The following is a 19,687-nucleotide window of genomic DNA, read 5'->3' on the forward strand; positions in this document are numbered from 1 at the left end:
CGGCGCCCGCGGTTACCTGGAGGGTGTCCGGCCCGCGCCGCCGCCCCCGGCCAGCCGTTCCAGGTGTTCCCGGCCCGCCGTCAGCAGCCCCGGCAGCTCGGCCGCCTGCGGGTACCACCGCTTCTCGTACTCCCAGCAGAGCCACCCCCCGTCCGGCGCGAGCAGCTCCACGCACTCGGCGAGCGGCAGCACCCCGGCGCCGAGCGGTAGCGGTGTGGTGTCCTCGGCCGACGCGATGTCCTTGACCTGGGTGTAGCCGAGATGCGGCGCGAGGACCGCGTGGCTGGCCGCCGGGGTCTCACCGCCCAGCCAGGTGTGCATCACGTCCCAGAGGGCGCCGACGTTCCGGTGGCCGACCGGGCCCAGCACCCGGGACGCGTCGGCGCCCGTGCGGTGCGAGTCATGGGTCTCCAGGAGGATCCGTACGCCCTTGTCGGCGGCGACCTCGGCGGCCGCGCCCAGCCTGCGGGCGGCCGCCGCGTCCGCCTCGGCCGGCTCCTGGCCGCCACCGCCGGGGAAGACCCGGACGAACGGGGCCCCGAGGTCGGCGGCGAGGAAGACCAGCTCGGCGAGGTCGCCCTCGATCTGGGTGTCGTCGCCGGGCGCGGCCACCCGTACGTATCCGGCCACCCCGAGGATCTCGACGCCGCCGCGGGCGAACTCCTCGGCCGCCGCGGCCCGTTCCCGCAGCCCGGTGCCGGGGTGCAGTGCCTCCTCGGCGTGGGCGCGCAGTTCGACCCCCTGATAGCCGCTGTCCGCTGCGAGCCGCACCATGTCCGGGACGGTGATACCTGGCACTCCGAGGGTGGAGAACGCGAATTTCAACGCACTGTTCCTTCCTGAAGGCTGAGAGCTGCAGGTGCCAGCACATCATTGGTCCACCGGGCCTGTCCCCGGCGCCCCGCCACCCCGGCGCGTCCGTCGGCGTCCAGAAGGCGCCGTCACCGGCCAGAAGCCGCCGTCACCGGCCGGGCGCCGCCGTCGACGCGCGGGTCACCAGCTCGCCCCGCACCACCGCGACCCCGCCCCTGGGCACCGCCTCCCGGCCCATCGCCAGCCGTCCGGCCCGCGCCCCCGCCTCGTACAGCGGCAGCCGCACCGTCGTCAGCGCCGGTACCGCGTCCACCGAGAACGGCAGATCGTCGAAACCGGCCACCGAGACGTCCTCGGGGATCCGCAGCCCCTGCTCGCGCAGTGCGGCACACGCCCCCAGCGCCACCGTGTCGTTCGCCGCCACGACCGCCGTCAACCCCGGTTCCCTGCGCAGCAGTTCCAGCGTGGCGTCATAGCCGGAGCGGCGGTCGTACGGGCCGTGGACGGTGAGGCGGGACCGGCCGTCCGGCAGGCCGGCGGCGGCCAGTGCCAGCCGGTGGCCCGCGAGACGGTCGCGGGTCGTCGTCCGTTCGGCGGGACCGGCCACGTAACCGATCCGCCGGTGGCCCAGGCTGAGCAGATGCTCGGTGAGCCGCTGCCCGCCGCCCCGGTTGTCGAAGGGCAGCGCGGTCACCGCTGACTCGCTGCCGGGGATCGGCGGGCGGCCGCAGAGGACCACGCGCGTCCCCGCTTCGGTCAGTTTCGCGAGCTTCGCGGAGACCGCCGCGGTGTGTTCCGGGTTCTCGATGGCGCCGCCGGTCAGCACGACGGCGGCGGCGCGCTGGCGCTGGAGGAGCGTGAGATAGGTGAGTTCGCGCTCCGGGGAGCCGCCGGTGTTGCAGACGACTGCCAGCTTTTCGCCGCCCGCGCGCCCGCTGCCCTCCTGGCCGCCGATCTCGGACTGGGCCGCGCCCGCCATGATCCCGAAGAACGGGTCGGCGATGTCATTGACCAGGATGCCGACCAGGTCGGATGTGGCGGCGGCGAGTGAGCTGGCCGGGCCGTTCAGGACGTAGTCCAGCTCGTTCACGGCCGCCAGCACCCGCTCCCTGGTGGCCGCCGCCACCGGGTAGTTGCCGTTGAGCACGCGCGACACCGTCGCCGGGGAGACCCGTGCGCGGGCCGCGACATCCGAGAGGGTCGCTGTCATTTCTGCCTCCGTGCCACTCGCCCGCATCTCCTGTCACGCGATTCACGCGATTCACGCGATCCCTTGTCGGGGCCGGTGTGCGCAGGTTAGCTTCATAGCGCGTAGAAAGCGCTTGCTATGACCGTGCGGGACCGTGGAGGGACCTTTCGTGACACGTAAGACAGTGCGGATCGCCATGAACGGCGTGACCGGCCGGATGGGCTACCGCCAGCACCTGGTCCGCTCCCTCCTCGCGATCCGCGAGGAGGGAGGCCTCGATCTCGGCGACGGCACCGTGCTCTGGCCCGAGATCGTCCTCGTCGGCCGCCGTGAGCACGCCCTCCGGGCGATGGCCGAGAAGCACGGCATCGACCAGTGGTCCACCGACCTCGACGCCGTCCTCGCCGACCCGGCCGTCGACATCTACTTCGACGCCCAGGTCACATCCGCCCGCGAGGAGGCGCTGCGCAAGGCCATCGCCGCCGGGAAGCACATCTACACCGAGAAGCCCACCGCCACCGGTCTCGACGGCGCCCTGGAGCTGGCCCGCCTCGCCGCGGCCGCCGGGATCAAGCACGGCGTCGTGCAGGACAAGCTGTTCCTGCCGGGGCTGCTGAAGCTCAAGCGGCTCATCGACGGCGGCTTCTTCGGCCGGATCCTGTCCGTCCGGGGCGAGTTCGGCTACTGGGTCTTCGAGGGCGACTGGCAGGAGGCCCAGCGCCCCTCGTGGAACTACCGCGCGGAGGACGGCGGCGGCATCGTCGTGGACATGTTCCCGCACTGGGAGTACGTCCTGCACGAGCTGTTCGGCCGCGTCACCTCCGTACAGGCGCTCGCCACCACCCACATCCCGCGGCGCTGGGACGAGCGGTCCGAGCCGTACGAGGCGACCGCCGACGACTCCGCGTACGGCGTCTTCCAGCTGGAGGGCGGCGCGGTCGCCCAGATCAACTCCTCCTGGGCGGTGCGGGTCAACCGCGACGAGCTGGTCGAGTTCCAGGTCGACGGCACGGAGGGCTCGGCCGTCGCGGGGCTGCGCAACTGCCGTGTCCAGCACCGCGGTTCCACCCCGAAGCCGGTCTGGAACCCGGACCTGCCCGCCACCCACGCGTTCCGCGACCAGTGGCAGGAGGTCCCGGACAACGGCGACTTCGACAACGGCTTCAAGGTCCAGTGGGAGCTGTTCCTGCGCCACGTCGCGCTCGACGAGCCGTACCACTGGGACCTGCTGGCCGGTGCGCGCGGAGTGCAGCTCGCCGAGCTGGGACTGAAGTCGTCCGCCGAAGGCCGCCGGCTCGACGTACCGGAGATCTCGCTGTGACGATCCTGCTGCCACGCGCGGGCGGTGCGGGCTCCGGCGGTACGTACGCCTACACCCCCCGCACCGCACCCGCCGCGTTCACGGCGGGCGGTGCGCCGCTCGCCTCCCGTACGGTCTTCTCCGCCGCGCACGTCGTCGCCGACCCGTACGCCGATGTGTCGCCCGACGGCCCGCCCGCCGTCGACTGGGACGCCACGCTCGCCTTCCGCCGCCATCTGTGGTCCCACGGGCTCGGTGTGGCGGAGGCCATGGACACCGCGCAGCGCGGCATGGGCCTGGACTGGCCGGTCGCCGCCGAGCTGATCCGCAGGTCGGCCGCCGAGGCGAAGGCGGCGGGCGGCGCCATCGCCTGCGGCGTCGGCACCGACCAGCTCCCGCCGGGCGAGGTGACGCTGAACCAGGTCGCCGAGGCGTACGAGGACCAGCTCACCGTCGTCGAGGAGACCGGCGCACAGGCGATCCTGATGGCCTCGCGCGGGCTCGCCGCCGCGGCGAAGAGCCCCGACGACTACCTGGAGACCTACGGGCATCTGCTGCGCCAGTGCGCGGAGCCGGTCATCCTGCACTGGCTCGGCCCGATGTTCGACCCGGCGCTCGACGGCTACTGGGGCTCGTCCGGCTTGGACGCGGCCACCGACACCTTCCTCGACGTCATCGCCGCCCACCCGGACAAGGTGGACGGCATCAAGGTCTCGCTCCTCGACGCCGAACGCGAGGTGGACCTGCGCCGCAGGCTCCCCGACGGGGTGCGCTGCTACACCGGGGACGACTTCAACTACCCCGAGCTGATCGCGGGCGACGAGCGCGGTTTCAGCCACGCCCTGCTCGGCATCTTCGACCCGCTGGGCCCGCTGGCCGCCGAGGCGGTCCGGGTCCTGGACACCGGGAACACCCAGGGGTTCCGCGACCTCCTGGACCCCACGGTCGAGCTGTCCCGGCATCTCTTCCGGGCCCCGACCCGCTTCTACAAGACGGGCGTGGTGTTCCTCGCCTGGCTGGCCGGGCACCAGGAGCACTTCACGATGGTGGGCGGCCTCCAGTCGGCGCGCTCGCTGCCGCATCTGGCGCGGGCGTACGAACTGGCCGACCGCATCGGTCTGTTCCCCGACCCGGCGCTCGCCGAGAGCCGGATGAAATCCCTGCTCAGTGTGTACGGAGTCGCGCAGTGACCGCAGACCTCACCCGCTTCAGCATCAACCAGATGACGGTGAAGCAGCTCGGCCTCCCGGAACTCGTGTCCGCCTGCGTGGACTTGGGCGTGCCCGGGGTCGGACTGTGGCGTGAGCCGGTCCAGCGGTACGGGGTGGAGGCGGCGGCCGCACTCGTACGGGACGCGGGCCTGCGCGTCACCACGCTCTGCCGGGGCGGCTTCCTCACCGCGACGGGCGCGGCCGAGCGGGCGGCGGCCCTGGCGGACAACCGCAGGGCGGTCGACGAGGCGGTGGCGCTGGGCACGGACACGCTGGTGCTGGTCTCGGGCGGCCTCCCGGCCGGCTCGAAGGACCTGCACGGCGCACGGGAACGGATCGCGGACGCGCTGGCCGAGCTGGGCCCGTACGCGGCCGAGCGCGGGGTGCGTCTCGCGATCGAGCCGCTGCACCCGATGTTCGCCGCCGACCGCTGTGTCGTCTCCACCCTGACGCAGGCCCTGGAACTGGCAGAACGCTTTCCGGCCGACCAGGTGGGCGTCGCCGTGGACACCTATCACATCTGGTGGGACGACCTGGCGCCCGCGCAAGTGGCACGGGCCGGGGAGGGTGGCCGCATCTGCACGTTCCAGCTGGCGGACTGGACCACTCCGCTGCCGGCCGGGGTGCTGAACGGCCGCGGCCGGCTCGGCGAGGGCTCGGTCGACCTGCGCGGCTGGCGCGAGCGGGTGGACGCGGCCGGGTACACGGGACCGGTCGAAGTGGAGCTGTTCAACGAGGAGTTGTGGGCGCGCGACGGCGTGGAACTGCTGCGGGAGACCGCCGAGCGGTTCGTGCGGTACGCGATGTAGCGAGCCGGGGCGGAGCGGGAAGGGCGGCCGGACAGCACCTGTCCGGCCGCCCTTCTGTGTTCGGCTGAATACTGTCGGTCACCTGATAAACGTCATGCGGGCCGAGATCGCCGTATCGAGGTAACTCCGCCGGTGGCCCGGGCGAGTTGGGCGCTGAGCCCGTTAGCGTTCCCATGGATCTGGACGGATTGCCAGCGGTTCATCCGCTTATTTCCGCTTTCCGTGGCCGGTGCGCCCGCGCCGACCGCCGCCGTCGCTAAGGAGAACCCGCCCGATGACCGTTGAGACCGGCCCGGAAGCACAGCTGGAGCCGTCCGCGCAGTCGAGTCTGAGTACCGCGGCCGCCCGTAACCTCGCCACCACCACCAAGTCCGCCCCGCAGATGCAGGAGATCACCTCGCGGTGGCTGCTGCGGATGCTCCCCTGGGTGGAGACGAAGGGCGGCGCCTACCGGGTGAACCGCCGGCTGAGCTACACCGTCGGTGACGGGGTCATCGAGTTCGTCCAGGACGGCGCCGGGGTCCGGGTGGTCCCGCGCGAGCTGGGCGAACTGGCCCTGCTGCGCGGCTTCGACGACGTCGACGTACTGAAGGCGATCGCCGACCGGTGTGTCCAGCGCGACTTCCGCGCCGGTGAGGTGCTGGCCGAGCGCGGCGGCCCCGCCGAGCAGATCCATCTGATCGCCCACGGCCGGATCAAGCAGACCTCCGCCGGCAAGTACGGCGACGAGGTCTCCGTCGCCCTGCTCGCCGACGGCGACCGGTTCGGTGAGAACGCCCTGCTGGACACCGACGCGAGGTGGGACTACACCGCCACGGCCGAGACCGCCGGGACCCTCCTCACGCTGTCCCGCGCCGACTTCGACTCCGTGCTGTCCGCGGCGCCGGGTCTCCAGGCGCACATCCAGCGGTTCGGCTCGCTCGCCGACCGGCCGCAGACCCGGCACGGCGAGGCCGAGATCGCGATGTCGGCAGGCCACACCGGCGAGGCCGAGCTGCCGGGCTCCTTCGTCGACTACGAACTCCAGCCGCGTGAGTACGAACTCTCCGTCGCCCAGACGGTTCTGCGGGTCCACACGAGGGTCGCCGACCTCTTCAACGGGCCGATGAACCAGACGGAGGAGCAGCTCAGGCTCACCATCGAGGCGTTGCGGGAACGCCAGGAGCACGAGCTGGTCAACAACCGCGAGTTCGGGCTGCTCCACAACGCCGCGTTCAAGCAGCGGATCCAGACCCAGTCCGGCCCGCCGACCCCGGACGACCTCGACGAGCTGCTCAGCCGCCGCCGTGGCACCAAGCTCTTCCTCGCCCACCCCAGGACGATCGCGGCGATCGGGCGCGGGTTCAACGCCTGCGGGCTCTACCCGGACCACGTCGACCTCGGCGGCCAGCAGGTCCCGGCCTGGCGCGGGGTCCCGATCCTGCCCTGCAACAAGATCCCCATCAGCAAGGAGAACACCAGCTCGATCCTCGCCATGCGAACCGGCGAGGACAACCAGGGCGTCATCGGCCTGCGGCAGACCGGCCTGCCCGAGGAGTACGAACCGGGCCTGTCGGTGCGCTTCATGGGCATGAACGAGCAGGCGATCATCTCGTACCTGGTCACCACCTACTACTCCGCCGCCGTTCTGCTGCCCGACGCGCTCGGCGTGCTGGAGAACGTACAGATCGCCCGCAGGCCCTAGGGCGTGTCCGCAAAGTCGCGTCTGGCGCGCGACGCCCGGCACGCACTCTCGCCGCACCGGGCGAAAGCCCGAGTACGTCCAGTACGAGGACTTCCGCCCGGCACGCCGAGTGGGGGAACCCCCTGCTCGCAGAGCTTGGGGGAACGCACCGGACGCCGCGCGCCCGCCCTGCGGGCAACGACGCGACTTTGCGGACACGCCCTAGGACCAGTCCGGCCGGCCCTGCCGATCCGGCCGGTCCACCCGTCTGACCAAGGAGCTAAGGAGTCACGGATGCCCGATCCCGGGCCTTCTCCTCTGCAGCCGAGCGCTGCCCTGCAACGGATCCTGTGCGGCCCCAGCGGTCTGGGTACGGCGGGTCTGCACCTGGGGCGGCGCGCGGAGCCGCCCGCTCCTGCCGAGCCCCAGCAGCACGAGCCCGAGCGGCCGGAGCCCGAGCGGCCCGAAGAGGGCACACCGATCCCGGGCCTCTACCACCACCCGGTGCCGCCCCCCGACCCGGCGCGCGTGGAGGAGGTCAGCCGGCGGATCAAGGCGTGGGCGGTGGACGAGGTCCAGGCGTACCCACCGGAGTGGGAGGACCAGTTCGACGGCTTCTCCGTCGGCCGCTACATGGTCGCCTGCCACCCGGACGCCCCCACGGTCGAGCATCTGATGGTCGCCACCCGCCTGATGGTCGCCGAGAACGCGGTCGACGACTGCTACTGCGAGGACCACGGCGGATCGCCCATCGGCCTCGGCAGCCGCCTGCTGCTGGCCCACACGGCTCTCGACCCCCTGCACACCACGCAGGAGTACGAGCCGGACTGGGTGCGGTCGCTGCAGTCGGACGCGCCCCGGCGCGCCTACCGCTCCGCCATGGAGTACTTCACCCGGCAGGCCACCCCTTCGCAGACCGACCGGTACCGGCACGACATGGCCCGGCTGCACCTCGGCTATCTGGCCGAGGCCGCGTGGGCGCAGGAAGACCATGTGCCCGAGGTGTGGGAGTACCTGGCGATGCGCCAGTTCAACAACTTCCGCCCCTGCCCCACCATCACCGACACCGTCGGCGGCTACGAACTCCCCGCCGACCTGCACGCCCAGCCGGCCATGCAGCGGGTCATCGCGCTCGCGGGCAACGCCACCACGATCGTCAACGACCTGTATTCGTACACCAAGGAGCTCGACGGCCCAGGCACCCACCTGAACCTGCCCGTGGTGATCGCCGAACGTGAGGGGGTCTCCGACCGGGACGCCTATCTGAAGGCGGTCGAGGTACACAACGACCTCATGCATGGCTTCGAGGACGAAGCCGCCACCCTGGCTGCCGACTGCCCCGTCCCCGGTGTGCTGCGTTTCCTCCGGGGCGTGGCCGCGTGGGTCGACGGCAACCACTACTGGCACCAGACCAACACCTACCGATACAGCCTGCCCGATTTCTGGTAAGGAGCGGACTTTCACTATGACCAGCACCGAGCTCACCACCGACGCCTCCGTTTTCGTCCCGGCCCCGGCGTCGCCCTACCAGGGTGACATCGCCCGTTACTGGGACACGGAGGCCAGGCCCGTGAATCTGCGTCTCGGTGACGTCGACGGGCTCTACCACCACCACTACGGCATCGGCGATGTCGACCACGCCGCCCTCGGGGACGCCCGCGACAGCGAGTACGAGAAGAAGCTGATCGCCGAGCTCCACCGGCTGGAGTCGGCGCAGGCCGAAGTCCTCCTGGACCAGCTCGGATCCATCGGGCGGAACGACACGCTCGTGGACGCCGGCTGCGGCCGGGGCGGTTCGATGGTGATGGCGCACCAGCGGTTCGGGTGCACGGTCGAGGGCGTCACGCTGTCCGCCAAGCAGGCCGACTTCGGCAACCGCCGCGCACGCGAACTCGGTATCGACGACCACGTCCGCGCCCGGGTGTGCAACATGCTCGACACGCCCTTCGAGACGGGGCAGGCCGCCGGGTCGTGGAACAACGAGTCGAGCATGTACGTCGATCTGGACGACCTCTTCGCCGAGCACTCCCGCATCCTCGGGGTCGGCGGCCGCTATGTGACCATCACCGGCTGCTGGAACCCGCGTTACGGCCAGCCGTCGAAGTGGGTCTCGCAGATCAACGCGCACTTCGAGTGCAACATCCACTCGCGCCGTGAGTATCTGAAGGCCATGGCCGACAACCGGCTCGTCCCGCAGACCATCATCGACCTGACGGCCACGACTCTGCCCTACTGGGAGCTGCGGGCCACGTCCTCGCTGGTCACCGGGATCGAGGAGGCGTTCATCAACTCGTACAAGGACGGCTCTTTCCAGTATCTGCTGATCGCGGCCGACCGCGTCTGACCTGGCGGCAGCAGCAGGGGCCCGGTCGATCGACCGGGCCCCTGCGTGGTGCGTCCGCCCGGGGGCGTCCGCTCAGGTGCGTCCGCTCAGAAGAAGACCCCGCACCGCAGCAGCACATTCGCGTACGGGCGCGCCTCGCCGGTGCGGACCACCAGGCGGGTGCCGGCCGTCAGGCCCTTGAGGGTGTCGTGCGGGACCAGGTTCAGGCCGGGGAAGCGGGCGTCCAGCAGCTCCGCCGTCGCCGGGTTCGCCTCCCGTACCTCCTGGGCGGCCGTCGCACCCTCCACGACCAGCTCGGCCAGCAGGCCGTCGAGCACCTCGGCGAACGACGGGGTCCCGGCGCGGAACGCCAGATCCACCAGGCGCGGGCCGGGCGGTACCGGCATCCCCACATCGCAGATCAGCACACCGTCGCCATGGCCCAACTCGGCCAGGGCGCCCGAGAGCCGGCGGTTGAGGATTCCCGACTTCTTCATTCCGCCCGTACCTCGTCGGCGGTCGGATAGGACTCCTGCGCACCGGGCCTGGTGACGGCGGTCGCACCCACCCGCGCGGCGAACGCGGCGGCCTGCGCCAGGTCCTCGCCCAGCCCGAGCCGCCAGGCCAGCGCCGCCGTGAAGGCGTCGCCCGCACCGGTGGTGTCCACCGCGTCGACCTTGAGGCTCGGTACGTGGGCGCTCGTCCCCGTACGGCCGTCGGCGACCAGCGCTCCCGCCGCGCCCAGCGTGATCACCACGGAGCGCGGGCCGAGCGCGAGCAGTCCCCGCGCCCACTCGTCGGGGGAGTCGCCCGCCGTGTCGCCCAGCACGGTCCTGGCCTCGTGCTCATTGACCACCAGCGGGTCGCAGGCCGCGAGGATCTCGTCGGGCAGCGGCTGCGGCGGGGACGGGTTCAGTACGAACCGGGTCCCGGACGGCAGCACCCGCACCAGCTCGGTGACCGACTCCAGCGGGATCTCCAGCTGCGTCGACACCACCCCGGCGGCCTCGAACAGGCTGCCCGCCGCGCGGATGTCGGCCGGGGTGAGCCGGGCGTTGGCACCGGGGGAGACCACGATGCTGTTGTCGCCCGAGGGGTCCACCGTGATCAGGGCGACGCCGGTGGGCGCGCCGCCGACGAGCACGCCGACGGTGTCGACGCCCGCCGCACGCTGGGACTCCAGGAGCAGCCGCCCGTTGGCGTCGTCCCCGATCCTGGCCAGCAGGGCGCTGCGGGCGCCGAGCCGGGCCGCGGCCACCGCCTGGTTGGCGCCCTTGCCGCCGGGGTGGATGACCAGGTCGGAGCCGAGCACGGTCTCGCCGGGCGCGGGGCGGCGTTCGACGCCGATCACCAGGTCGGCGTTGGCCGACCCCACGACCAGCAGGTCGTAGTCGTACATGGTTGTCCTGCTTTCGAAAGAGTGCAAAGAGCGATGACGGGGCCGCGTGGGCCTGTCGGCGGCCCTGTCAGGAGAAGTCGGCGGCGTTCTTCTTGGTGACGACCTTGACCGGCACCTTCACCATGCTGCCGACCTTCTTGCCGTGCGAGGCCCTGAGCGCGTTCTGCACCGCCAGTTTGCCCAGCTCGGCGGGTTGCTGGGCGACCGTGGCGTACAGGGTGCCGGCCTTGACGGCCTTCAGTCCGTCGGGCGTGCCGTCGAAGCTGACCACCGGGATGGAGGTGCCCGCCTTGGAGCCGAGGGCCTTGATGGCGCCGAGGGCCATCTCGTCGTTCTCGGAGAAGACGCCGGTGATGCCGTGGTTGGCCTGGAGCAGGTTGGTCATGACGTCGAGGCCCTTGGTGCGGTCGAAGTCCGCGGGCTGCCGGGCGACGATCTTGATGCCCGGGTACGCCTTCATGCCCTCCTCGAAGCCCTGGCCGCGCTCGCGGCTGGCCGAGGTGCCCGCCGTGCCCTGGAGGACGACGATCCTGCCCTTGCCGCCGAGCTTGGCCGCCAGGGTCTTCGCGGCGAGCTTGCCGCCCGCGATGTTGTCCGACGCGACGAGGGTCGCGGTGTCCGCCTTGTTGACGCCGCGGTCGGCCGCGACCACCGGGATGCCCGCCTTGTCGGCCGCGCGTACGGAGGGAGCCGCCGCGTCCGAGTCCACCGGGTTGATGATCACGGCCTTGACGCCGGCGCTGGTGAAGTTCTCGATCTGGTTGGCCTGCTGGGAGGCGTCGTTCTGCGCGTCGGTGACGGTCAGGTCGACGTGCTCGGCCTTGGCCTCCTGCTGGGCGCCCGCCTTCATCTGTACGAAGAACGGGTTGTTCATGGTGGACAGGGACAGCCCGACCTTGGTCCTGCCGCCGGACGACGAACCGGAGTTGACGTAGGTGACGGCGCCCACGACGGCCGCCACCACGACGACGGCGATACCGGCCTTCGCCGCCTGCCTGCCCTTGCCGCCGGGCCCGCCCGGCCCGGCACCGGCGGTGGCCCCACCGGCGCCCGCACCTGAACCGGCGCGGCGGCGCAGCGTGTCGAGCAGGACGGCGAGCGCGATGACCACACCGATCACGACCTGCTGCCAGAACGCCGAGACCGACAGGAGGTTGAGGCCGTTGCGGAGCACCGCCAGGATCAGCGCGCCGATCAGGGTGCCGGACGCCTTGCCGACACCGCCCGCCAGGCTGGCCCCGCCGATGACGACGGCGGCGATGGCGTCCAGCTCGTACCCGTCGGCCGCCTGCGGCTGCGCGGAGGAGAGCCGGGACGCGAGGACGATGCCCGCGGCGGCGGCGAAGAGCCCGGAGAGCGCGTAGATGGCGAGCTTCTGCCGCTTGACCCGCAGCCCGGAGAGCCTGGCGGCCTCCTCGTTGCCGCCGATGGCGTACATGGAGCGGCCGATGTACGTACGGGCCAGGATCAGCGCCGTGATCAGGCCCATCGCGATCATCACGATGACCGGGACGGGCAGCCAGCCGCCGAGGGTGTCACCGAGCGAGGAGACCGAGCCGGGGAAGGCGATCGGGCTGCCCTGCGAGATGACGAGCGACAGACCGCGGCCGATGGAGAGCATGGCCAGCGTCGCGATGAACGGCGGGAGTTTGCCGTACGAGATGAGTACGCCGTTGACCAGACCGCAGGCGATGCCGGTGGCGACGGCGAGGATCACCGCGATCCAGACCGGTATCCCCTCGGAGGTCGCCGTCCAGGCCAGTACGGTCGCGGAGAGCGCGGCGACCGAGCCGACCGAGAGGTCGATGCCCGCCGAGACGATGACGAAGGTGACACCGAACGCGAGGATCGCGGTCACGGCGGCCTGTACACCGACGTTGAGCAGGTTCTGGGTGGTCAGGAAGTCGCCGGAGAGCAGCGACATCGCCACCACCAGGACGACCAGGGCGCTCAGCGCGCCGTTGTCGAGCAGGATGCGGCGGACGACCGCAGAGGCGCCACTCGCGCCCGTAGTGCTCTTGAGCGTGTCAGTGGTCACGGGAACCCTCTGCTTCCTTCACTTCGTTGTGGGGGCTGTGGGGGGTTGCCGCGCTGACGGCGAGTGCCATCACCGCGTCCTGGGTCGCCTCGTGGGCGGGGAGTTCACCGGCGATCCGGCCCTGTGCCATCACCAGCACCCGGTCGCTCATACCGAGCACCTCGGGCAGATCGCTGGAGATCATCAGGACCGCGTGGCCGGACGCCGTCAGCTCGTTGATGAGCTGGTAGATCTCGACCTTGGCGCCGACGTCGATCCCGCGCGTCGGCTCGTCCAGGATCAGGATCTTCGTGTCGGCGAGCAGCCACTTGCCGATGACGACCTTCTGCTGGTTGCCGCCGGACAGGGTGCGGACGTGCTGGCCGAGCCCGGCCATCCGTACGCCGAGCTGTCCGGCGACCCGGGCCGCCGCGGCCTGCTGGCCCTTGATGTCGACGAGGCCTGCGCGGGTGGCGGAGCGCAGCGTGACCAGGCCGAGGTTCTCCTCGACCGAGGCATCGAGCACCAGGCCCTGGCCCTTGCGGTCCTCGGGGACCAGACCGATCCCGGCGCCCATCGCCGCGTTGACGTCGTGCCGTGGGAGCCGTCTGCCGACGACGTCGACGGTGCCCCTGTCGTACGGGTCGGCCCCGAAGACCGCGCGGGCGACCTCGGTCCGGCCGGCCCCGACGAGCCCGGCGATGCCGACGACCTCACCGGCCCGCACCTCGAAGGTGATGTCGTGGAAGACGCCGTCCCGGCCCAGTCCGCGTACGGAGAGCAGCGGCGCAGCGTCGGCCCCGGTGCCGGGGTCATCCGTGGCGGCCGGGCGCTCCCGCGGGTACTGCTGCTCGATGCTGCGGCCGACCATCAGGCGGACCAGTTCGTCCTCCGGGGTGTCGGCGGGGACCTGGTCGATGCTGCGGCCGTCGCGGATCACGGTGACCCGGTCGCCGAGCGCGGCGATCTCTTCGAGGTGGTGGGTGATGAAGACGATCCCGACGCCGTCCTCGCGGAGCGCGCGGACCAGCCCGAACAGCTTCTCCACCTCGCCGGATGTGAGCACGGCGGTCGGCTCGTCCATGATCAGGACCCGGGCGTCCAGACTGAGCGCCTTGGCGATCTCCACCATCTGGAGCCGGGCGATGCCCAGTTCACGGACCTTGGTACGGGGCGCGATGTCGAGGCCGACGCGGGCCAGCAGCCCGGCGGCGTCCTGCTCCACCCTGGCCCGGTCGATCATCCCGAAGCGGCGCGGCTGGCGGCCGAGGAAGATGTTCTCGGCGACCGTCAGATCGGGTACCAGGTTGAACTCCTGGTAGATCGTGGCGATCCCGAGGCGCTCGGCGTCCTGCGCGCTGTGGATCCGGACCTCGCGCCCCTCGGCGAAGACCCTGCCGCTGTCGGGGCGGTAGGCGCCGGAGAGCATCTTGATGAGGGTGCTCTTGCCCGCGCCGTTCTCGCCGAGCAGGACATGGACCTCGCCGCGGCGCAGGTCGAAGTCGACGCTGTCGAGCGCGACCACTCCGGGGAAGGTCTTGCGTATGCCTTCGATACGCAGCAACTCGTCGGGGACGTTCACCGGTTGCTCCTGTTCGGCGTGCGGGCGGGGGACACGGGCGGCTGCGCCGCCGGGGATGCGGCCGTGGGGACGGGGGTTCTCGCGGGGACGGGGGTGGTCGCCGGGGTGATCGCGGCGCCGGTGTCGGGCGGGGGTTCGCCGCACGAGCGGCGGACCACCAGCCGGGCCGGGAGGATCGCGGAGTGCGGCTCCCGGCCGTCGAGCCGGTCGATGAGGGCGCGTACGGCGGCCCGGCCGAGTTCACCGGTCGGCTGGGCGATGGCCGTGATCGGCGGGTCGGTGTGCACGAACCACGGGATGTCGTCGAAGGCGGCCAGCGCGATGTCCTGCGGGATACGCAGCCCCTGGGCGCGGATGGCGTCCATCGCGCCGAGCGCCATCAGATTGTCGGCCGCGAAGATCACGTCGGGGGGCTCGGCGAGCGCCAGTAGCCTGGCCGCCTCCCGGCGCCCGCTGTCCGCCTGGAAGTCGCCGTGGCCGATCCTGGCGTCCGGAAGGGGCAGCCCGTGCTCGTGCAGCGCCTCGCGGAAGGCGTCCACGCGCTCGCTGCCGGTGGTGGTCGTGGCCGGGCCCGCGATGATGGCGAGCCTGCGGTGGCCCAGCGCGTACAGGTGGGCGACCAGGTCGCGGACGGCGCCGCGCCCGTCGGACCGTACGACGGGGACGTCCACGCCCGGGATCCAGCGGTCCACGAAGACCATCGGCACGCCGGCCCTGACCGCGTCGAGCATCAGGGGCGAGCCGCCGTCGGTGGGGCTGACCAGCAGCCCGTCGATCCGGCGGTCGACGAGGGTGCGGATGTGGTGGTCCTGGAGGGCGGGCTGCTCGTCGGCGTTGCCGATGATCACGCTGTAGCCGTGCGCGCGGGCCTCGTCCTCGACGGAGCGGGCCAGCTCGGTGAAGTACGGGTTCAGCACATCGCTGATGACCAGGCCGAGGGTGCGGGTCTGCTGGGTGCGCAGGGACCTGGCCACCGCGTTCGGCCGGTAACCGAGTGCCTCCACGGCGGCCATCACCCGGGCGCGGGTGTCGGGCCTGACCGACGGATGACCGTTGAGTACCCGGGACACCGTGGCGACGGAGACCTCCGCGCCGGCTGCGACGTCCTTGATGCTCGCCATCGCTGGACCACCTCCTTGTGGGCCGCATGGAATCGATTACACGGGAGATTGGAATCGATTACATAGGCGGCGGTCAAGAGGAGCCCGGCACTCCGTGACCCGATCGTGATGGTCGGGGTGAGGCCGGCGGTGATGGCCGGCCGGGCACCCGCACGGACCGCGACCGGCGCTCCGTACCGGGCTGTCGGACCCCGGCGGTAACGTCGGACCATGTCCAACATGGCAGTGCTGGAAGGGGTCCTGGAGCGGATCACCTACGCCAACGAGGAGAACGGCTACACGGTCGCCCGCGTCGACACCGGCCGCGGCGCCGACCTGCTGACCGTCGTCGGCTCACTGCTCGGCGCCCAGCCCGGCGAGTCGCTGCGCATGGAGGGCCACTGGGGCTCCCACTCCCAGTACGGCAAGCAGTTCACCGTGGAGAACTACACGACGGTCCTGCCCGCCACCATCCAGGGCATCCGCCGCTATCTCGGCTCCGGGCTGATCAAGGGCATCGGCCCGGTCATGGCCGACCGGATCACCACACACTTCGGCCTGGACACGCTCGACATCATCGAGCAGCAGCCCAAGCGCCTCATCGAGGTGCCGGGGCTCGGCCCCAAGCGGACGAAGATGATCGGCGCCGCCTGGGAGGAGCAGAAGGCGATCAAGGAAGTGATGATCTTCCTCCAGGGGGTCGGGGTCTCCACCTCCATCGCCGTCCGGATCTACAAGAAGTACGGCGACGCCTCGATCTCCGTCGTGCGGAACGAGCCGTACCGCCTGGCGGCCGACGTCTGGGGCATCGGCTTCCTCACCGCCGACCGCATCGCCCAGGCCGTAGGCATCCCGCACGACTCGCCGGAGCGCGTCAAGGCCGGCCTTCAGTACGCGCTCTCCCAGTCCACCGACCAGGGCCACTGCTTCCTCCCCGAGGAGCAGCTGATCTCCGACGCGGTCAAGCTCCTCCAGGTCGACACCGGGCTCGTCATCGACTGCCTGGCCGAGCTGGCCGCCGACGAAGGTGTCGTACGGGAGCGGGTGCCCGGGCCCGAAGGCGGCGATGAGCAGGTCACCGCGGTCTATCTGGTCCCCTTCCACCGGGCCGAGATCTCGCTCGCGTCCCAGGTGGTCAGGCTGCTGCGCACCGAGCAGGACCGGATGCCCGCCTTCCGCGACGTCGACTGGGCGAAGGCGCTGGTCTGGCTGGCCGGGCGCACCGGCGCCGAGCTGGCGCCCGAGCAGCAGGCCGCGGTCCGCCTCGCGCTCACCGAGAAGGTCGCGGTGCTGACCGGGGGCCCCGGCTGCGGCAAGTCCTTCACGGTCCGCTCCGTGGTCGAGCTGGCCCGTGCCAAGCAGGCCAAGGTGGTGCTCGCGGCGCCGACCGGCCGTGCGGCCAAGCGGCTCGCCGAGCTGACCGGCGCCGAGGCGTCCACGGTGCACCGCCTGCTCGAACTGAAGCCGGGCGGTGACGCGGCGTACGACAGGGACCGCCCGCTCGACGCGGATCTGGTCGTGGTGGACGAGGCGTCGATGCTCGATCTCCTCCTCGCCAACAAGCTGGTCAAGGCCGTCGCCCCGGGCGCGCATCTGCTGCTCGTCGGCGATGTGGACCAGCTGCCGTCCGTCGGCGCCGGTGAGGTGCTGCGCGATCTGCTGTCGGCCACTAGCCCGGCGCCGAGTGTCCGGCTGACCCGGATCTTCCGCCAGGCCCAGCAGTCGGGGGTGGTCACCAACGCCCACCGGATCAACTCGGGGGTGCACCCGGTCACCCAGGGCCTGCCGGACTTCTTCCTGTTCGTGGAGGACGAGACGGAGGAGGCCGGGCGGCTCACGGTCGATGTGGCGGCCCGCCGCATCCCGCAGAAGTTCGGGCTGAACCCGCGGCGGGACATCCAGGTGCTGGCCCCCATGCACCGCGGCCCGGCCGGCGCCGGCACGCTCAACGGGCTGCTCCAGCAGGCGATCACCCCCGCCAGGCCGGGCCTGCCCGAGAAGCGGTTCGGCGGCCGGGTCTTCCGCGTCGGCGACAAGGTCACCCAGATCCGCAACAACTACGACAAGGGTGCCAACGGCGTCTTCAACGGCACGGTGGGCGTGGTCACTTCGCTCAACCCGGAGGACCAGAAGCTGAGCGTGCTCACCGACGAGGACGAGGAGGTGGAGTACGAGTTCGACGAGCTGGACGAGCTGGCGCACGCGTACGCGGTGACGATCCACCGCTCGCAGGGCAGCGAGTATCCGGCCGTGGTCATCCCGGTCACCACGGGTGCCTGGATGATGCTCCAGCGCAATCTGCTCTATACGGCCGTCACACGGGCGAAGAAGCTGGTCGTCCTGGTCGGCTCCCGCAAGGCGATCGGCCAGGCGGTGCGCACGGTCTCCGCGGGCAGGCGGTTCACGGCGCTGGGCCACAGACTGGCGGGAGGCGGCGCGGACGACAGACCGTGGGAATCGTCACCCCGGGGTTCCGGAACCGGGGCGAAGAGGGCAGGATAAGTAGGTTGGCGGCACTCAGTGCCGCCAAATAGCCCAACGGGCGACCCCGAGTGCACTCTGCTGAGCCAAGTGGGGGATGGTAGAGACAGTCAGGGCACCTCGAAGAAGAGGCACTACGTCGGTGAGGGATGACGTGAGCGAGAACGCTAACAAGGCTGTAGTACTGCGGTACGGCGATGACGAGCACACCTACCCGGTGATCGACAGCACCGTCGGCGACCAGGGCTTCGACATCGGGAAGCTCCGAGCCCAGACCGGGCTGGTGACACTGGACAGCGGATACGGCAACACGGCCGCCTATAAATCCGCGATCACTTACCTCGACGGCGAGCAGGGCATCCTGCGCTATCGCGGTTACCCGATCGAGCAGCTGGCCGAGCAGTCCAGCTTCCTCGAGACGGCCTACCTGCTGATCAACGGTGAGCTCCCCCAGGTCGACGAGCTGTCGACCTTCAAGAACGAGATCACCCAGCACACGCTGCTGCACGAGGACGTCAAGCGCTTCTTCGACGGCTTCCCGCGTGACGCGCACCCGATGGCGATGCTGTCCTCGGTGGTCAGCGCGCTGTCCACGTTCTACCAGGACAGCCACAACCCCTTCGACGAGGAGCAGCGTCACCTTTCGACGATCCGCCTTCTCGCCAAGCTTCCGACCATCGCGGCGTACGCGTACAAGAAGTCGATCGGCCACCCGTTCGTCTACCCGCGCAACGACCTCGGGTACGTGGAGAACTTCCTGCGGATGACCTTCTCGGTCCCCTCGCAGGAGTACGTGCCGGACCCGGTCGTCGTCTCCGCGCTGGACAAGCTGTTCATCCTGCACGCGGACCACGAGCAGAACTGTTCGACCTCCACCGTGCGTCTGGTCGGCTCCTCGCAGGCGAACATGTTCGCCTCGATCTCCGCCGGTATCAGCGCGCTGTGGGGCCCGCTGCACGGTGGCGCCAACCAGTCGGTGCTGGAGATGCTCGAAGGCATCAAGCAGTCCGGCGGCGACGTCGACACCTTCATCCGCAAGGTGAAGAACAAGGAAGACGGCGTGAAGCTCATGGGCTTCGGGCACCGCGTCTACAAGAACTTCGACCCCCGGGCGAAGATCATCAAGGCTGCGGCGCACGATGTCCTCTCGGCCCTCGGCAAGGATGACGAGCTGCTCGACATCGCGCTGAAGCTGGAGGAGCACGCGCTGGCCGACGAGTACTTCGTCGAGCGGAAGCTCTACCCGAACGTGGACTTCTACACGGGCCTGATCTACCGCGCCATGGGCTTCCCGACCGAGATGTTCACCGTGCTGTTCGCGATCGGCCGGCTGCCCGGCTGGATCGCCCAGTGGCACGAGATGATCAAGGAGCCCGGCAGCCGCATCGGCCGCCCGCGCCAGATCTACACCGGTGAGGTCCTGCGCGACTTCACGCCGGTCGAAGGCCGCTGACACCGGTCGTTCCGCACTGAGGCTGTTCTGCGTCGCGGTCGTCCGAAGGGCGGCCGCACCGCACGGCAACCGAAAAGCGCCCCGCCGTCGATCCCCCCACGGGTCGACGATACGGGGCGCTTCCCGTTTCCCCGGGCGGATTCCCCCCACGGGATCCGGTCCGGGCGTCTGTTGGGCGCAGATGCCACTCCACGTACCACTGCTGCTGCCACGGCGCGCGGTCTGCCGGGGTACGTACTCGACGGGTGGGCCGCTCAAGCTCCCCGCAGCACGTGCCCCGGCCAACGCTTGCCCGGAACATCCCCCAAGATGTTCCACCGGACGTCCCCCAAGACATCCTTGGCATC

General features: G+C 70.9%; 15 protein-coding genes. 8 read left to right on the plus strand and 7 right to left on the minus strand.

Annotation, left to right across the window (positions count from 1 at the left end; genetic code table 11):
- Positions 1-12: 12 nt before the first annotated feature.
- Both OG510_RS25210 and OG510_RS25215 read right to left on the minus strand, forming a co-directional pair.
- A complete protein-coding gene (locus OG510_RS25210; RefSeq protein ID WP_406139755.1) occupies positions 13-825 on the minus strand; it encodes a sugar phosphate isomerase/epimerase family protein in 813 nt (270 codons plus the stop codon).
- A gap of 136 nt (positions 826-961) precedes the next feature.
- A complete protein-coding gene (locus OG510_RS25215; RefSeq protein ID WP_406139756.1) occupies positions 962-2,023 on the minus strand; it encodes a LacI family DNA-binding transcriptional regulator in 1,062 nt (353 codons plus the stop codon).
- Positions 2,024-2,171: 148 nt separating this feature from the next.
- Between OG510_RS25215 and OG510_RS25220 the strand changes: the two genes are divergently transcribed.
- The 6 genes from OG510_RS25220 to OG510_RS25245 all read left to right on the plus strand — a co-directional run bounded on the left by OG510_RS25220 (position 2,172) and on the right by OG510_RS25245 (position 9,329).
- The gene (locus OG510_RS25220; protein WP_406139758.1) at positions 2,172-3,323 is read left to right on the plus strand and encodes a Gfo/Idh/MocA family protein; all 1,152 of its coding nucleotides are present in this window, start codon (positions 2,172-2,174) and stop codon (positions 3,321-3,323) included.
- Positions 3,320-4,492, plus strand: coding sequence for a dihydrodipicolinate synthase family protein (locus OG510_RS25225; protein ID WP_406139760.1), 1,173 nt, complete (start codon positions 3,320-3,322; stop codon positions 4,490-4,492). Before OG510_RS25220 ends, OG510_RS25225 begins: the two co-directional genes overlap by 4 nt.
- A 32-nt stretch (positions 4,493-4,524) precedes the next feature.
- On the plus strand, positions 4,525-5,322 hold the full coding sequence (locus OG510_RS25230) for a sugar phosphate isomerase/epimerase family protein (RefSeq protein WP_406142538.1): 798 nt from the start codon (positions 4,525-4,527) through the stop codon (positions 5,320-5,322).
- A gap of 274 nt (positions 5,323-5,596) precedes the next feature.
- Positions 5,597-7,006 (plus strand): family 2B encapsulin nanocompartment shell protein, encoded by a 1,410-nt coding sequence (locus OG510_RS25235; protein WP_406139762.1) that lies wholly within the window; start codon positions 5,597-5,599, stop codon positions 7,004-7,006.
- Positions 7,007-7,141: 135 nt separating this feature from the next.
- A complete protein-coding gene (locus tag OG510_RS25240) occupies positions 7,142-8,434 on the plus strand; it encodes a family 2 encapsulin nanocompartment cargo protein terpene cyclase (protein ID WP_406139763.1) in 1,293 nt (430 codons plus the stop codon).
- Positions 8,435-8,450: 16 nt separating this feature from the next.
- A complete protein-coding gene (locus OG510_RS25245; protein WP_406139765.1) occupies positions 8,451-9,329 on the plus strand; it encodes a geranyl diphosphate 2-C-methyltransferase in 879 nt (292 codons plus the stop codon).
- A gap of 86 nt (positions 9,330-9,415) precedes the next feature.
- Here OG510_RS25245 and rbsD read toward each other — a convergent pair whose 3' ends face one another.
- The 5 genes from rbsD to OG510_RS25270 all read right to left on the minus strand — a co-directional run bounded on the left by rbsD (position 9,416) and on the right by OG510_RS25270 (position 15,427).
- Positions 9,416-9,805: a D-ribose pyranase gene (gene rbsD, locus OG510_RS25250; RefSeq protein WP_406139766.1), complete on the minus strand. Its 390-nt coding sequence runs from the start codon at positions 9,803-9,805 to the stop codon at positions 9,416-9,418.
- Positions 9,802-10,707, minus strand: coding sequence for a ribokinase (locus OG510_RS25255; protein ID WP_406139768.1), 906 nt, complete (start codon positions 10,705-10,707; stop codon positions 9,802-9,804). The genes rbsD and OG510_RS25255 overlap by 4 nt, the downstream gene beginning before the upstream one ends.
- 67 nt (positions 10,708-10,774) lie before the next feature.
- Positions 10,775-12,745, minus strand: coding sequence for a substrate-binding domain-containing protein (locus OG510_RS25260; RefSeq protein WP_406139770.1), 1,971 nt, complete (start codon positions 12,743-12,745; stop codon positions 10,775-10,777).
- Positions 12,735-14,306, minus strand: a complete 1,572-nt coding sequence (locus tag OG510_RS25265; RefSeq protein WP_406139772.1) for a sugar ABC transporter ATP-binding protein — start codon at positions 14,304-14,306, stop codon at positions 12,735-12,737. The genes OG510_RS25260 and OG510_RS25265 overlap by 11 nt, the downstream gene beginning before the upstream one ends.
- Entirely contained in the window at positions 14,303-15,427 is a 1,125-nt protein-coding gene (locus tag OG510_RS25270) for a LacI family DNA-binding transcriptional regulator (RefSeq protein WP_406139773.1), read from the minus strand. The genes OG510_RS25265 and OG510_RS25270 overlap by 4 nt, the downstream gene beginning before the upstream one ends.
- A gap of 210 nt (positions 15,428-15,637) precedes the next feature.
- Here OG510_RS25270 and OG510_RS25275 point away from each other — a divergent pair, with 210 nt between their 5' ends.
- Complete coding sequence (locus OG510_RS25275) at positions 15,638-17,908, plus strand: ATP-dependent RecD-like DNA helicase (protein WP_406139775.1); 2,271 nt, start codon at positions 15,638-15,640, stop codon at positions 17,906-17,908.
- Between the two features lie 133 nt (positions 17,909-18,041).
- Positions 18,042-19,340, plus strand: coding sequence for a citrate synthase (locus OG510_RS25280; RefSeq protein WP_343235143.1), 1,299 nt, complete (start codon positions 18,042-18,044; stop codon positions 19,338-19,340).
- Positions 19,341-19,687 lie beyond the last annotated feature (347 nt).

This window comes from Streptomyces sp. NBC_01089 (assembly GCF_045162975.1).
Taxonomy (GTDB): domain Bacteria; phylum Actinomycetota; class Actinomycetes; order Streptomycetales; family Streptomycetaceae; genus Streptomyces.

Excerpts from the sequence above, each read along its gene's own strand:
- OG510_RS25275 (WP_406139775.1), top strand. The coding sequence starts at position 15,638 with ATGTCCAACATGGCAGTGCTGGAAGGGGTCCTGGAGCGGATCACCTAC.
- OG510_RS25235 (WP_406139762.1), top strand. The coding sequence starts at position 5,597 with ATGACCGTTGAGACCGGCCCGGAAGCACAGCTGGAGCCGTCCGCGCAG.
- OG510_RS25230 (WP_406142538.1), top strand. The coding sequence starts at position 4,525 with ATGACGGTGAAGCAGCTCGGCCTCCCGGAACTCGTGTCCGCCTGCGTG.
- OG510_RS25245 (WP_406139765.1), top strand. The coding sequence starts at position 8,451 with ATGACCAGCACCGAGCTCACCACCGACGCCTCCGTTTTCGTCCCGGCC.
- OG510_RS25270 (WP_406139773.1), bottom strand. The coding sequence starts at position 15,427 with ATGGCGAGCATCAAGGACGTCGCAGCCGGCGCGGAGGTCTCCGTCGCC.
- rbsD (WP_406139766.1), bottom strand. The coding sequence starts at position 9,805 with ATGAAGAAGTCGGGAATCCTCAACCGCCGGCTCTCGGGCGCCCTGGCC.
- OG510_RS25255 (WP_406139768.1), bottom strand. The coding sequence starts at position 10,707 with ATGTACGACTACGACCTGCTGGTCGTGGGGTCGGCCAACGCCGACCTG.
- OG510_RS25215 (WP_406139756.1), bottom strand. The coding sequence starts at position 2,023 with ATGACAGCGACCCTCTCGGATGTCGCGGCCCGCGCACGGGTCTCCCCG.